Annotated in this window: 13 protein-coding genes and 2 pseudogenes; 9 read left to right on the plus strand and 6 right to left on the minus strand. The window is 71.2% G+C overall.

Going from position 1 to position 12,553, the window contains the following annotated elements; genetic code table 11:
• Positions 1-125: 125 nt before the first annotated feature.
• Genes B082_RS0100235 through B082_RS0100245 form a run of 3 tightly spaced genes read left to right on the plus strand, consistent with a single transcriptional unit; the run spans position 126 to position 3,378 of the window.
• Positions 126-1,523: a DUF6421 family protein gene (locus tag B082_RS0100235; protein ID WP_026249260.1), complete on the plus strand. Its 1,398-nt coding sequence runs from the start codon at positions 126-128 to the stop codon at positions 1,521-1,523.
• A 26-nt stretch (positions 1,524-1,549) separates the two neighbouring features.
• Positions 1,550-2,317 (plus strand): SDR family NAD(P)-dependent oxidoreductase, encoded by a 768-nt coding sequence (locus tag B082_RS0100240; RefSeq protein ID WP_018549812.1) that lies wholly within the window; start codon positions 1,550-1,552, stop codon positions 2,315-2,317.
• On the plus strand, positions 2,296-3,378 hold the full coding sequence (locus B082_RS0100245) for a threonine aldolase family protein (protein ID WP_018549813.1): 1,083 nt from the start codon (positions 2,296-2,298) through the stop codon (positions 3,376-3,378). Before B082_RS0100240 ends, B082_RS0100245 begins: the two co-directional genes overlap by 22 nt.
• A gap of 72 nt (positions 3,379-3,450) precedes the next feature.
• Here the strand turns inward: B082_RS0100245 and B082_RS0100250 are convergent, their stop codons facing one another.
• Entirely contained in the window at positions 3,451-4,173 is a 723-nt protein-coding gene (locus tag B082_RS0100250) for a lysophospholipid acyltransferase family protein (protein ID WP_018549814.1), read from the minus strand.
• A gap of 216 nt (positions 4,174-4,389) precedes the next feature.
• On the opposite strand from B082_RS0100250, the gene B082_RS0100255 reads away from it, so the two are divergent.
• The 4 genes and pseudogenes from B082_RS0100255 to B082_RS37650 form a co-directional block, all read left to right on the plus strand.
• Positions 4,390-4,719, plus strand: coding sequence for a TlpA family protein disulfide reductase (locus tag B082_RS0100255; RefSeq protein WP_018549815.1), 330 nt, complete (start codon positions 4,390-4,392; stop codon positions 4,717-4,719).
• A gap of 72 nt (positions 4,720-4,791) precedes the next feature.
• The gene (locus B082_RS40355) at positions 4,792-4,872 is read left to right on the plus strand and encodes a putative leader peptide (RefSeq protein WP_324608491.1); all 81 of its coding nucleotides are present in this window, start codon (positions 4,792-4,794) and stop codon (positions 4,870-4,872) included.
• Positions 4,873-4,915: 43 nt separating this feature from the next.
• Complete coding sequence (locus B082_RS0100260) at positions 4,916-5,425, plus strand: flavin reductase family protein (RefSeq protein WP_018549816.1); 510 nt, start codon at positions 4,916-4,918, stop codon at positions 5,423-5,425.
• Positions 5,426-5,626: 201 nt separating this feature from the next.
• A pseudogene (locus B082_RS37650) lies at positions 5,627-6,187 on the plus strand (electron transfer flavoprotein subunit beta/FixA family protein); the annotation flags it as partial.
• On the opposite strand, the pseudogene B082_RS35345 reads toward B082_RS37650, so the two are convergent.
• Positions 6,158-6,883 (minus strand): annotated as a pseudogene (locus B082_RS35345) (coagulation factor 5/8 type domain-containing protein); the annotation flags it as partial. The pseudogenes B082_RS37650 and B082_RS35345 sit on opposite strands and share 30 nt — an antisense overlap.
• Before the next feature lie 296 nt (positions 6,884-7,179).
• Between B082_RS35345 and B082_RS0100270 the strand changes: the two are divergent.
• Positions 7,180-7,809 carry a class I SAM-dependent DNA methyltransferase gene (locus B082_RS0100270; RefSeq protein WP_018549818.1) on the plus strand — a complete coding sequence of 210 codons (630 nt, stop codon included), beginning with the start codon at positions 7,180-7,182 and terminating at the stop codon, positions 7,807-7,809.
• Positions 7,810-7,866: 57 nt separating this feature from the next.
• Here the strand turns inward: B082_RS0100270 and B082_RS0100275 are convergent, their stop codons facing one another.
• Positions 7,867-8,409: a TetR/AcrR family transcriptional regulator gene (locus tag B082_RS0100275; RefSeq protein ID WP_018549819.1), complete on the minus strand. Its 543-nt coding sequence runs from the start codon at positions 8,407-8,409 to the stop codon at positions 7,867-7,869.
• Positions 8,346-9,011, minus strand: coding sequence for a DapH/DapD/GlmU-related protein (locus B082_RS0100280; protein ID WP_018549820.1), 666 nt, complete (start codon positions 9,009-9,011; stop codon positions 8,346-8,348). The genes B082_RS0100275 and B082_RS0100280 overlap by 64 nt, the downstream gene beginning before the upstream one ends.
• 84 nt (positions 9,012-9,095) lie before the next feature.
• Here B082_RS0100280 and B082_RS0100285 point away from each other — a divergent pair, with 84 nt between their 5' ends.
• Positions 9,096-10,307 (plus strand): MFS transporter, encoded by a 1,212-nt coding sequence (locus B082_RS0100285; protein WP_018549821.1) that lies wholly within the window; start codon positions 9,096-9,098, stop codon positions 10,305-10,307.
• Here the strand turns inward: B082_RS0100285 and thrS are convergent.
• Together thrS and B082_RS0100295 are read right to left on the minus strand one after the other, a co-directional pair.
• Complete coding sequence (thrS, locus tag B082_RS0100290) at positions 10,297-11,580, minus strand: threonine--tRNA ligase (protein WP_202453306.1); 1,284 nt, start codon at positions 11,578-11,580, stop codon at positions 10,297-10,299. The genes B082_RS0100285 and thrS overlap by 11 nt on opposite strands.
• 162 nt (positions 11,581-11,742) lie before the next feature.
• Positions 11,743-12,450, minus strand: a complete 708-nt coding sequence (locus B082_RS0100295) for a class F sortase (protein WP_018549823.1) — start codon at positions 12,448-12,450, stop codon at positions 11,743-11,745.
• Positions 12,451-12,553 lie beyond the last annotated feature (103 nt).

The raw sequence follows: 12,553 nt of genomic DNA on the forward strand, positions 1-12,553 counted from the left end.
GTGCGGCAGGAAAAACAGCGGTGACCATGGGGAGTCGCAGGATAATTTCCACAGCTCCACTTGTCCTGGGGAGTCGCACATGGATACGGTTGACAGACGCGAGGTTCTCCCGTGGAGGAAGTGTTATGACGGAAATTCTTGTGCACGAAGCCGCATCCGGCGGCATAGCTGCCGCACCGCGGGTGGTCGAGCACCCGGCCTGGCCCGCGCTCAAGAATGCCGTGGAGGAGATCCGCCCCTGGCAGTCGAAGGACGGTTCCATCGACTTCGAGGCCGAGGACGCGCCCACCGAGGCGCTCGCCGAGGCCGCTGTCGCCCGGGTGACCGCCGCCGTCGAGGAGCTCTCCCCGCTCCTGCCGCACGACGCCGCCTACCACCGCGCGCTCGTCACCGACCTGCGCCGCTGGGCCGCCGACGGCTTCGGCGTACCCGACTTCCTGGACTCCCTGCTGGCCTTCCAGCCGGCCAGGGACCGCGCCGACGGGCTCCAGCACCTGGTCGTGTTCGCCATGTACACCCAGAACGGCAACCCGGACCGCAACCTCGAAGCGGTCGTGCTGCGCATGGTCTGGCCCGAGTGGCTCGCCGACCTGGAGGCCACGCGCTACGACAACCCGCTGTTCTGCGGCATCACCTTCGAGGACTTCACCTCCGGTTACGACACCAATTCCGCGGTGCTCTTCCCGGAGACCATCGCCGTGCGCGAGGCCCCCGAGCGCTTCAGCTGGGGCGGCATCTTCTGCGACCGCGAGGCCGCCCGCTTCCGCCGTGTCACCGAGGCCTCCGTCGATCTCCTCGGCGTCGAGCTGCCCGACGACATCCGCGCGATGATCGACGACCAGCGGCGCTGCGAGCAGGCCTTCGTGCTCTGGGACATGGTCCACGATCGCACCCACAGCCATGGCGACCTGCCGTTCGACCCCTTCATGATCAAGCAGCGCCAGCCGTTCTGGATGTACGGCCTCGAAGAGCTGCGCTGCGACCTCACCGCCTTCAAGGAGGCCGTGAAGCTGGAGGCCGAGGGCAACGCCCACGGCCGCGACGTGCAGTACGCCGTGCTCTTCGACCGGATGTTCCGCTTCCCGGTCACCGGCGAGCGCGTGCGCAACTACGACGGCCTCGGCGGCCAGCTCCTCTTCGCCTACCTCCACAAGCACGACGTCGTGCGCTGGACCGACAACACGCTCAGGATCGACTGGGAGCGGGCCCCGCAGGTCACCAACCAGCTCTGCGCCGAGATCGAGAAGCTCTACCGGGACGGCATCGACCGCCCCAAGCTCGTCCACTGGTTCGCGGCGTACGACCTCGTCTCCACCTACCTCGCCCCGCACCCCGGCTCCCGCTGGGCCAAGGGCCCGGACGCGCTGGACCTCTCCCAGCCGCCGCGGAAACTCGTGGACGACGTGCTTCCCGACGAGTTTCCCCTGAGCATGTTCTATGAGGCCCTCTCCAAGAAGCTGAAGAACGTGATCGCCTCCACCAAGGGCATCACCGCCTCGGACGCGGGGAAGGCTGCCGCGTGAGCACAGGTCCCAAGGAGGCGGAGGCCATGAACGGAACAAGCACGGGCGATGCGAACGGTGCGCTCGAAGGCGCCGTGGTCGCCGTCGCGGGAGCGGCGGGCCCGGCGGGCCGGGCCACCCTGCTCAGGCTCGCCGAGGCGGGCGCGGTCGTCGTCGCGGCGGACTCGCACCCCACCAGGCTCGCCGAGGCCGTCGACGCGGCCCGCTACGCCCACGGCGGGGCCACCGTCACCGGCGACACCGTCGACCTGCTCGACCTCGCCGCCACCCGCGAGTGGGCGGCCAAGACGGAGAAGGAGTTCGGCCGGATCGACGGAGTCGTCCACCTCGTGGGCGGCTGGCGCGGCAGCGCGAGCTTCGCGGAGACCGACCCCGCCGACTGGACGCTGCTGGAGAAGCTGCTGATCCGCACGGTCCAGCACACCTCGCTCGCCTTCTACGACGGCCTGGCGCGCAGCGACCGCGGTCGCTATCTGCTGACCAGCGCGGCAGGGGCAGGCAAACCCACCGCGGGCAACGCCGCGTACGCCGCATCCAAGGCCGCGGCCGAGGCGTGGACCCTCGCGCTCGCCGACGCCTTCCGCAAGGCGGGGGGCGAGGACGGCCCCCGGAGCGCGGCTGCGATCCTGGTCGTGAAGGCACTGGTGCACGACGCGATGCGCGCCGAGCGCCCGAATGCGAAGTTCGCGGGCTTCACCGACGTCAAGGAACTGGCCGATGCCATCGTCGGCGTCTGGGACCGGCCCGCCCCGGAAGTGAACGGAAAGCGCCTGTGGCTGACCCCGCAACCGTAAAGACCGACGCGCGTCGCCACCACGACCCGCGGGTACGCGGATTCGCCAGCGACAACTACGCGGGGACCCACCCGGAGATCCTCGCGGCACTGGCCCTCGCCAACGGCGGTCACCAGATCGCCTACGGCGAGGACGACTACACGGGCCACCTCCAGCGGGTGATGCACAGCCACTTCGGCCCCACCGCCGAAGCCTTCCCGGTCTTCAACGGAACCGGCGCCAACGTGGTGTCGCTCCAGGCCATGACCGACCGCTGGGGCGCCGTCATCTGCGCCGAGTCCGCCCACATCAACGTCGACGAGGGCGGGGCGCCCGAGCGGGTCGGCGGCCTCAAACTACTGACCGTCCCCACCGAGGACGGCAAGCTCACCCCGGAGCTCATCGACCGGCAGGCGTACGGCTGGGACGACGAGCACCGCGCCATGCCGCAGGTCGTCTCGATCACGCAGAACACCGAGCTGGGCACGGTCTACACACCCGACGAGATCCGCGCCATCTGCGAGCACGCCCACGGGCACGGCATGAAGGTCCATCTCGACGGGGCCCGCATAGCCAACGCGTCGGCGTCCCTGGACGTGCCGATGCGCACGTTCACCAACACCGTCGGCGTCGACGTCCTCTCCTTCGGCGGGACGAAGAACGGGGCGATCTTCGGCGAGGCCGTCGTCGTCCTGAACCCCGAGGCAGTCCGCGCGATGAAGCATCTGCGCAAGCTGTCGATGCAGCTCGCCTCCAAGATGCGCTTCGTCTCCGTCCAGCTGGAGGCACTGCTCGCGGGCGACCTGTGGCTGCGCAACGCCCGGCACGCGAACGCGATGGCCCAGCGGCTCGCCGAGGGCGTGCGCGCGGTGGGCGGCGTGGAGATCCTCCATCCCGTCCAGGCCAACGCGGTCTTCGCGCGCCTGCCGCACGCGGTGAGCGAGCGGCTGCAGAAGCGCTTCCGCTTCTACTTCTGGGACGAGCAGGCCGGCGACGTGCGCTGGATGTGCGCCTTCGACACCACCGAGGAGGACGTCGACGGCTTCCTCCTCGCGCTCAAGGAGGAGATGGCGGCCGCGTAGCGGCGGAGTACGCCTCCGGGGTGCGGACGGTCGTCCGCACCCCGGAGTGACGTTTCAGCGTTGGCCGCGCCGTCAGCTGCGCTCGCGCACCTCGGCCGGCGTCGGAGCCGTACCGCCCAAGTGGGCGGGCACCCACCAGGTGTCACTGGCATCCTTCGGGCGCACCGGATAGGCGCGCTGGGCCGCCTCCAGCAGCTCCTGCACGCGCTCGCGCAGCCGCCGCGTGATGGCGCCCGCGTACTGGTCGGTGGGGGCCTCCACGGGCTCGCCCACCCGCAGGGTCACCGGGATGTGGTTGCGCTTGAAGTTGCGCGGCCTGCCCTTGGTCCACAGCCGCTGCGTGCCCCACAGCGCCATCGGGATCAGCGGCACCCCCGCCTCCTGCGCCAGGCGCGCCGCGCCCGACTTGAAGCTCTTCAGCGTGAACGACTCCGAGATCGTCGCCTCGGGGAACACCCCGACGATCTCCCCGGAACGCAGCGAGGCCAGCGCGTGCGCGTACGCGTCCTCGCCCTGTTTGCGGTCGACGGGAATGTGCTTCATGCCGCGCATCAGCGGTCCGGAGACCTTGTGCCGGAAAACGGATTCCTTGGCCATGAAGCGGACCAGCCGCTTCTGCGGGAGTGCCGCGAGTCCGGTGAAGATGAAGTCCAGATAACTGATGTGGTTGCTGACCAGAACAGCGCCGCCGGTCTTCGGGATGTGCTCCGAACCCTGAGTGTCGATCTTCAGGTCGAGCGCCTTGAAAAACGTGCGAGCGGCGCCGATGACCGGCCGATAGACGAGTTCTGCCATCTGGGGAAGACCCTTTCTTCAGCGCCTGTGGAGGGTTCTCCCGGCGGAAGTTACGCAGCCGTAGGTTTTCGGCATTGGCCCGATCGTGCCCCATGCGCGACGCGGTGGCCAGTCTCGGCGGGCCCGGGGCGCGAGATTCTCGTCACGTGGCGCGGCCGGGGAATGTCCGGGCGGCCGGGGGCGCTGACCCTCTGCGTAGAACTCTGACAGGAGGCCATGGTGGACGGGCAGGCGCACACGGACCGGCTGGACGCGGCCCAACTCGGCGCGGAACTGGGGGAGCGGGCCACTCTCGTCCAGTTCTCCACCGCCTTCTGCCAGCCCTGCCGGGCCACCCGCCGCACCCTCGCCGAGGTGGCCGGGATGGTCGAGGGGGTCGCCCATGTGGAGATCGACGCGGAGGCGCATCTCACGCTCGTACGCGACCTGGACATCAGCCGGACCCCGACCGTGCTGGTCCTCGACGCCGGCGGCCGCATCGTCCGACGGGCCGTCGGACAGCCCCGCACCGCCGATGTCGTCGCCGCGCTCGGGCGGGCGATGTGACGGCCCGTGATGCTTCTCCCACCTCGTGGGACGCCCTTGACTGCACCGCCCATGCATCGTCACTCTGACGCTATGCCGTCAGAACTCCTGCTCCATGGCCGGGTACACATCGACCTCGTCCGCACCGCCGGCGCCTGCTGTCCGGATGCCTGAACATCCACGGCCCCGCATCCCTGACGTGCAGAAGGATCTCCCCATGACGGCATCACCCGGGCTCGGCGAGTCCCGCACCGCATCCCCGGATCTCCTGCGATCGGTGTTCCGCCGGCATGCCGCGGGAGTCGCCGTGATCACCGCGGCCGGCGACCGGCCGGTCGGCTTCACCGCCACCTCGCTCAGCTCCGTGGCCGCCGAGCCGCCCCTGGTCTCCTTCGGCGTCGGCACCTCGTCCTCCAGCTGGCCGGTCATCGCCGAGGCCGAGCACGTCGGCGTGCACATACTCGGCGAGCACCAGCGGGAGCTGGCCGCCACCTTCGCCCGCAGCGGCGCCGACCGCTTCGGCCCTTCCACCTTTTGGCGCAGCGGCCCGGAAGGCGTTCCGCTGCTCGACGGAGTGCTGGCCTGGCTGGTCTGCCGGGTCGTGGCCCGGGTCCCGGCGGGTGACCACCGCATCGTGATAGCGCAGGTCGTCGAGGGAGATCCGGCGGGTGGCGGTGACCGTCCGCTGGTCTATCACCAGGGCGCGTTCACGGCTCTGCGAGACTGAGGGCACCCGGCTGGTTCCCGGGCGTCGTGCGTTGGGCAGATCACAGTGCAAAGCGCTTGCTCATTGGGTACACGCTGGGTGTACTGGCGAGTAATATTACGGTCGGAGCGTCGGTCGCCCCGACCGGAAATCGCCCCATCAGGCGCCTATGCTGCGTGCAACAAGGCAGCCCGGAAATGACGATGCAGTAGGAGAGCCGGCGTGAGCTTGAGGATCGTTGTCTGTGTGAAGTACGTGCCCGACGCGACCGGTGACCGGCATTTCGCCGATGACCTGACGTTGGACCGTGAGGATGTCGACGGTCTGCTGTCGGAGCTGGACGAGTACGCGGTCGAGCAGGCGTTGCAGATCGCGGATGCGGCGGACGATGCGGAGGTCACCGTGTTGACGGTGGGTCCGGAGGATGCCAAGGACGCGTTGCGCAAGGCGTTGTCGATGGGTGCGGACAGGGCGGTTCACGTCGAGGACGACGATCTGCACGGTACGGATGTGATCGGTACGTCGCTGGTGCTGGCGAAGGCTGTCGAGGAGACGGGTTACGACCTGGTGATCTCGGGGATGGCGTCGACGGACGGGACGATGGGTGTGGTTCCGGCGCTGCTGGCGGAGCGGCTGGGTGTGCCGCAGGTGACGCTGTTGTCGCAGGTGTCGGTGGAGGGCGGTGTCGTCCGGGGCCGGCGTGATGGTGACAGTGCGTCGGAGGAGCTGGAGGCGTCGTTGCCTGCGGTGNGCGCCCTCGACGCCGGAGAACGTCATGTTCCAGACGCCGTTGCCCCAGCTGCCGATGGTGCTGTCCCGGGTGTACCACTGCTGCTGCGAGTACGGCGCGACCTGGCCGTCGATCTTGCTGTCGGCGATGTANCCGCCGCTCGCCCAGCCGTAGCCGTCGGGCGCCAGGTTGAGCCCGCCCTTGACGTGCATCCGGCGGAACGGGGCGGCCTGCGAGACGGCCCAGCGGTCGGTGCCGTTGACCGGGTTGAGCGCGAGGTTCTCGGCCGAACGCCAGAAGTTCTGCGTGGCGTTGCCGTCGAACCAGCCCGCGTCGACGGTGACGTCACCGTTGAACGTGGTGTCGTCCGGGTTCAGCCCGAGACCGGCGATCGAGGTGTAGAAGCCGATCTGGGCGTTGATGTTGTCGTACGTGCCGGGCTTGAACATCAGCGCGTAGCGGCCGGTGCCGAACTGCGCCGACTCCTGCTGCTTGAAGATCTCGTCGACCTTGCCCTGGATGTCCGGCGTCGACGGGTCGAACACCAGGACGTTGGGGCCGAGATCGCCGCCGCCCTCGACGGCCTGCGCGTCCTGGCCGAAGGCGGTCTGCGCGGTGGGGACGGCGAGCAGCAGGGACGTGGCGAACGCGGCGAACCCGAGGGCCCGCCCGCGGCGCCGCCTGCGGCGGGGTGTCGCCGAGGTCGGTGTGGGGGGAGTTGCGGGGGCTTCCGTGGGGGGAAGGTGCATGGACGTACGTCTCCTGAGTCGTGGTACGGGTGACACGACGAGCTGTCCGGAGAGCGCCGTGAGAGCGCTCTCTCGTGGGAGTTGATGGTTCCGTCGCCACCCGGGAAACGTCAAGAGGTGTGCAACAGAAGCCTCACCCGAACCAGCTGAGCGCAACAATTAACGGCAGGGGAACGGCAATTGCCCCGTTCTGCGCTCAGTTCGGGGTGCTCTTGGGTTCAGGAGATGATGTTGCGCCATTCGGTGACGACAGGCCCTTGGTCCCGATCCGAACGACAGGCCCTAGGGTCGTACGGGTGACCGAACTCGACGCCACCCGCGCCTATTACGACACCGTTGCCGAGGAGTACGCCGCGCGCGTCCCCGGCCTCTTCGCCGAGGACGTGACGGGGCGCGCGATGCTCGGTGCCTTCGCGGAGGAGGTGCGGGCGGACGGCGGCCTGCCGGTGGCCGATGTGGGCTGCGGGCCCGGCCATGTGACGGCCCATCTGGACGGACTCGGGCTCCGCGCCCATGGGGTGGACGCGTCGCCGCGGATGGTGGACGTCGCCCGGCGCCGCCACCCGGGACTCCGGTTCGAGTCCGGGGCGATGGACGCGCTCGGCCTGCCGGACGGCGGGCTGGGCGGGATCGTCGCCTGGTGGTCGATCCTGCACACCGCGCCGGAGCTCCTGCCTTCCCTCTTCGTCGAGTTCCGCCGCGTCCTGGCCCCCGGCGGCCGGCTGCTGCTGGGCTTCCACGCCGGGAACGGGGAGCCCTACACCGGACAGCCGCGGGCCGAAGGTGTCGCGTACGCCATCCACCTGCTGTCGCCCGACCGCGTCGGACAGCAGCTCGAAGAGGCCGGTTTCACCGTCACCGCCCGGCTGACCGCCGCGGGTGACCGCTGGCCCCAGGTGTGCCTGCTGGCGCGCGCGGGAACGTGAGGACCTGGCCGGCACCTTGGTCAGGTGGGGTGCCGGCCAGGGGCTGGGGTGCGCGCGTCAGGCGCGGGTGATGCGGGCGATGGCCTCGACGGTCAGGGCGCGGTCGTGCGGTTCGGTCTCCAGGGCGCGGTGGATCGACAACCCCTCGATCAGCGCGTCCAGCTGGCGGGCCGTCGCCGGGTCGAAGTGCCACTCCAGGGCGACCCGGCTGCGGCGCATCCACTCCCGGGTCAGCTCGCGGTAGGCGGGCTTGCGGGCGGCCAGGGTGTACAGCTCGTGGGTGAGGACCAGTTCGCGCTGGTTGCCGCCGGACAGGTGGTGCACCAGGTCGGCGACCGCCTCCCGGGCCTCGTCCCGCGTGGAGGCGGCGCCGAGGCGCTCCTCGAAGACGGCGACGATGCCGCTGGAGAAACGGGTGAACGCCTCCCGCAGCAGCTCGTCCATGCCCGCGAAGTGATACGTCATCGAGCCGAGCGGCACGCCCGCGCGGGCGGCGACCTTGCGGTGCGAGGTCCCGGCGACCCCCTCCCGCGCGATCAGGTCGAGCGCCGCGCCGATGATGCGTTCCCGCCGCTCGGGGTCGTTCTGTCCGGTTGCCACGCTGAGTCCTCGTCGTCCCTCGTCTGGATCGAACGGATCACCCGGGCCGGATTGCCCACGGCGACCACGTTGGCGGGGATGTCCTTGGTGACGACGGCTCCCGCGCCGATGACGCTGTTCTCCCCGATGGTCACCCCGGCGAGCACGATCGCCCCGCCGCCGAGCCAGACATTGTCGCCGATCGTGATCGGCCGCGCCGCCTCCAGCTTGTCCCGGCGGGGCTCGGGCTCCACCGGGTGGGTGGGCGTGAGCAGCTGGACGTTCGGCCCGATCTGGCAGTCACGGCCGATGGTGATGGGGGCGACGTCCAGGGCGGTGAGGTTGTAGTTGACGAAGGTGTCCTCGCCGACCGTGATGTACGTGCCGTAGTCGACGTACAGGGGCGGCCGGATGTGCGCACCGGCGCCGAGACCGCCGAGGAGTTCGGCGACCACGGGCCGCGCCGCGTCCGGGTCCTCGGTGTAGGCGGCGAGGTAGCGGGCGGCCAGCCGCACGGCACGCCGCTGGGCCTCGACGATCTTCGGGTCGTCGGCGATGTAGAGGTCCCCGGCGAGCATCCGCTCCTGGTTGGTACGCGGGTCTCCCGCGAAGTGGTCCGTCATGGGTACGATCGTACACTCAAGGCGTACGATCGTACGTTCGTGGCGTCCGCCACCTTTCCGACCCGTCTGCCGAGGCCCCGCTGTATGGATGCCGCCACACGCCGCTGGCGTGCCGCACTGTTTCTCTTCATGCTCGCCGCCGGCACCGGCATGGCCTCCTGGGTGGCGCGCACCCCGGCCGTGCGGGACGGGCTCGACGTGTCCACCGGGGCGATGGGCCTGGTGCTGTTCGGCCTTTCCACCGGCTCGATGGCCGGTGTCACGGCCTCCGGCCCGCTCGTACGCCGTTACGGGGGCCGGGCCACGATCCTCGGCGGGGCCTCGCTGATCGTCGCGGGCCTGCTCGTCGTCGCCGTGGGCACCGCCCTGCCGCTGGCGGCCGTGGTCTTCGGCGGACTGGCCCTGTTCGGCGGCGGGATGGGGATGAGCGAGGTCGCGTTCAACATCGAGGGCGCCGCCGTCGAGAGCGCCATCGGCCGGCCCGTCCTGCCGGTGCTGCACGGCTGCTTCAGCCTGGGCACCGTCGTCGGGGCGCTCCTCGGCATGGCGCTGACGGCGGTCGCGTTCCCCGTCGGATGGCATCTGACACTCGTCGCGGTGCTGATAGCGGCGGCCGGTACGCGCGCGGTCCTCGCCATCCCGCACGGCACCGGCAAGGAGACCGGCCCGGCCGCCGGGTCCGGGCAGGGCGGCCTGCGGGGGCAGCTGCACGTGTGGCGGGACCGGCAGCTCGTCCTCATCGGCGTGATCGTGCTGGCCATGGCGTTCGCGGAGGGCGCGGCGAACGACTGGCTGCCGCTGCTGATGGTCGACGGGTACGAGGTGAGCGCCACCGCGGGCTCGCTGACCTTCCTGCTGTTCGCCTCCTCGATGACGCTCGGCCGGTTCGCCGGTGGCCCCCTGCTCGAACGGTTCGGCAGGGTGCGGGTCGTGCGGGTCAGCGGGGTGACGGCCGCGCTCGGCCTGGTGGTGGTGATCGTCGCGCCGAGCCCGGTGATGGCGGGCGCCGCCACCGTGCTGTGGGGGCTCGGCGCCTCGCTCGGTTTCCCGGTCACCGTCTCCGCTGCGGGCGACCATCCGCACGACGCGGCGGCCCGGGTCGCGGCCGTCTCCACGGCGGGCTACGGCGCCTTCCTGGTCGGCCCGCCCGCCCTCGGCTTCCTCGCCGACCACATCGGACTGCGCCTCGCGATGACGGTGGTCCTCGCCCTGGTGGCCGTCGCCGCGATGCTGGCCGGGGCGCTGGGCCCCGACCGCACCGCGACCGATCCGCGGACCGAGCCGGTCACCCCCTGACCGGCTCCGCCTCCCCGTCGTCCCACAGCGCGGTGCTGTGCGCGGCGGTCAGCGCCCCGATCCGGGCCAGCACCTCACCGGCCGGCACCGGGTCGAGCCGACGGCCGTCGCGCAGCCGCAACGCGACGAGCCCGTCCGCCGCCTCCGCCGCGCCGATCACCGCCTGGTACGGCACCAGCCGGGCCCGGCGGATCCTGGCCCCGAGGCTCCCGTGTTCCCGGCCGCTGACCTCCGCGCGCAGCCCCATCTCGGCGCAGCGCCCGGCCAGCGCCTCGGCCTGCGGGAGTTCGGCGTCGGAGACGGGCATGACCATCAGCTGGACGGGGGCCAGCCAGCCCGGGAACGCGCCGCCGTGCTGCTCGACGAGATGGGCGACGGCCCGCTCCACACTGCCGATGATGCTGCGGTGCACCATGACCGGCCGGTGCTTCGCCCCGTCCGCGCCGGTGTAGTGCAGACCGAACCGCTCCGGCTGGTGGAAGTCGACCTGCACGGTCGACAGGGTCGACTCGCGGCCCGCCGGGTCCTCGACCTGGACGTCGATCTTCGGCCCGTAGAACGCGGCCTCGTCCTCGGCCGCCTCGTACGGCAGCCCGGACGCGTCCAGCACCTCGGTCAGCAGCGCGGTCGAGCGCCGCCACATCCTGGGGGCGGCGACGTACTTCCCGCCCGGCCCCGGCAGGGAGAGCCGGAAGCGGGCCGGGCGGATGCCCAGCGCCTCGTACGCCTGCCGGATCATGTCGAGCGCGCCCCGTGCCTCGTCGGCGACCTGGTCCAGGGTGCAGAAGATGTGCGCGTCGTTCAGCTGGATGGCACGCACCCGGGTCAGCCCGCCGAGCACCCCGGACAGCTCCGAGCGGTACATCCCGCCCAGCTCCGCCATCCGCAACGGCAGTTCGCGGTAGCTGTGCGCGCGGGAGCGGTAGATCACCGCGTGGTGCGGACACAGGCTCGGCCGCAGCACGACCTGCTCGGAGCCCAGGTCCATCGGCGGGAACATGTCGTCGCTGTAGTGCGACCAGTGCCCCGAGATCTCGTACAGCTCCCGTTTGCCGAGCACCGGCGAGTACACGTGGCGGTAGCCCGCCCGGCGCTCGGCGCCGCGGACGTACTCCTCCAGGGCGTGCCGCAGCGCCGCACCGTCCGGCAGCCAGTAGGGGAGGCCCGCCCCGATCAGCGGGTCGGTGTCGAACAGCTCCAGCTCACGGCCGAGCCTGCGGTGGTCGTGCACGGTGGTCTCCTCGCGTACGGAGGGCGAGCGACCCCACGACAAAGCCCCGGGGCACTCGCCCCGGGGCTTGACTGGTCATCGGTCAGCGCGCCGGGACACTCTCCGGCGTCGTCGTCATAGCGGCACGCTTCATGGGGGAGACGCTAACAGCCGTCCCGTACCGTGCGCGCGGGGTTTTTCCGCCCGTACGCGGGGAAGGCCGGCTCATGCCTTCTTGACCGAGTCGAGGTGGGCGAAGACCACGACGTTGTCCTCGTAGTCCTTGGCCTTCCGGTCGTAGTTGCCACCGCAGGTGATCAGGCGCAGCTGGGCGTCCGGGGTGTCGGCGTACACCTTCTTGTCGGGGAAGTCCGCCTTGCTGAACGTCTCCACGGTGTCGACCGAGAACGAGGCGACCGTGCCGTCGGCGCGGGTGATGTCGACGCTCGCGCCGGGCCGCAGGAAACGCAGCTGGAGGAAGACGGCCGGGCCGGTCGTCGTGTCGACATGGCCCGCGACGATCGACGCCCCGCGCTCGCCGGGCGTCACCCCGTCCTTGAACCAGCCGACCAGGTTCTTGTCGTTCGGGGGCGGCGCGTCGAGCCGCCCGGACGCCCCGATCGACAGCTGGGTGAACGGCGCGTCCACCGCGATGGCCGGGATGCGCAGACGCGTCGGCAGCGAGCGCGGCAGCGCGGGCGCGGGGCTCGGCGCGGCCGTCCCGGAGGCGGAGGCCGCGGGGGAGGGGGCGGCGGGCGCGACCGCGGCGGGCGGGGCGGGCGCCTTGTCGTCGACGGGGGCGCCGATGGAGTGGTAGATGAGCAGCGCGCCGAGGCCGGCCGCCGCGACGGGCCAGAACAGGGCCCGGCCGAGCGTGCCGGTGCCGGACGCGGCCCCGGTGGAGGGGGAGTCGGAGGACTGCGGGGCGGCCATGGGAACGTGCCTTTCGTGCGTGCGGTGCGGTTCGGGCGAGCGCGGACCCGGGAAACGCAGGCGCCGCGGTCGCCGTCCGCAGGGACGGCGACCGCGACGGCCA

The organism is Streptomyces sp. ATexAB-D23 (genome assembly GCF_000373645.1).
Lineage (GTDB): Bacteria > Actinomycetota > Actinomycetes > Streptomycetales > Streptomycetaceae > Streptomyces > Streptomyces castrisilvae.

Coding starts and splice junctions, on each gene's coding strand:
- B082_RS0100235 (WP_026249260.1), top strand. CDS start 126: ATGACGGAAATTCTTGTGCACGAAGCCGCATCCGGCGGCATAGCTGCC.
- B082_RS0100240 (WP_018549812.1), top strand. CDS start 1,550: ATGAACGGAACAAGCACGGGCGATGCGAACGGTGCGCTCGAAGGCGCC.
- B082_RS0100250 (WP_018549814.1), bottom strand. CDS start 4,173: ATGGCAGAACTCGTCTATCGGCCGGTCATCGGCGCCGCTCGCACGTTT.
- B082_RS0100255 (WP_018549815.1), top strand. CDS start 4,390: ATGGTGGACGGGCAGGCGCACACGGACCGGCTGGACGCGGCCCAACTC.
- B082_RS40355 (WP_324608491.1), top strand. CDS start 4,792: ATGCCGTCAGAACTCCTGCTCCATGGCCGGGTACACATCGACCTCGTC.
- B082_RS0100260 (WP_018549816.1), top strand. CDS start 4,916: ATGACGGCATCACCCGGGCTCGGCGAGTCCCGCACCGCATCCCCGGAT.
- B082_RS0100280 (WP_018549820.1), bottom strand. CDS start 9,011: ATGACGGACCACTTCGCGGGAGACCCGCGTACCAACCAGGAGCGGATG.
- B082_RS0100285 (WP_018549821.1), top strand. CDS start 9,096: ATGGATGCCGCCACACGCCGCTGGCGTGCCGCACTGTTTCTCTTCATG.
- B082_RS0100295 (WP_018549823.1), bottom strand. CDS start 12,450: ATGGCCGCCCCGCAGTCCTCCGACTCCCCCTCCACCGGGGCCGCGTCC.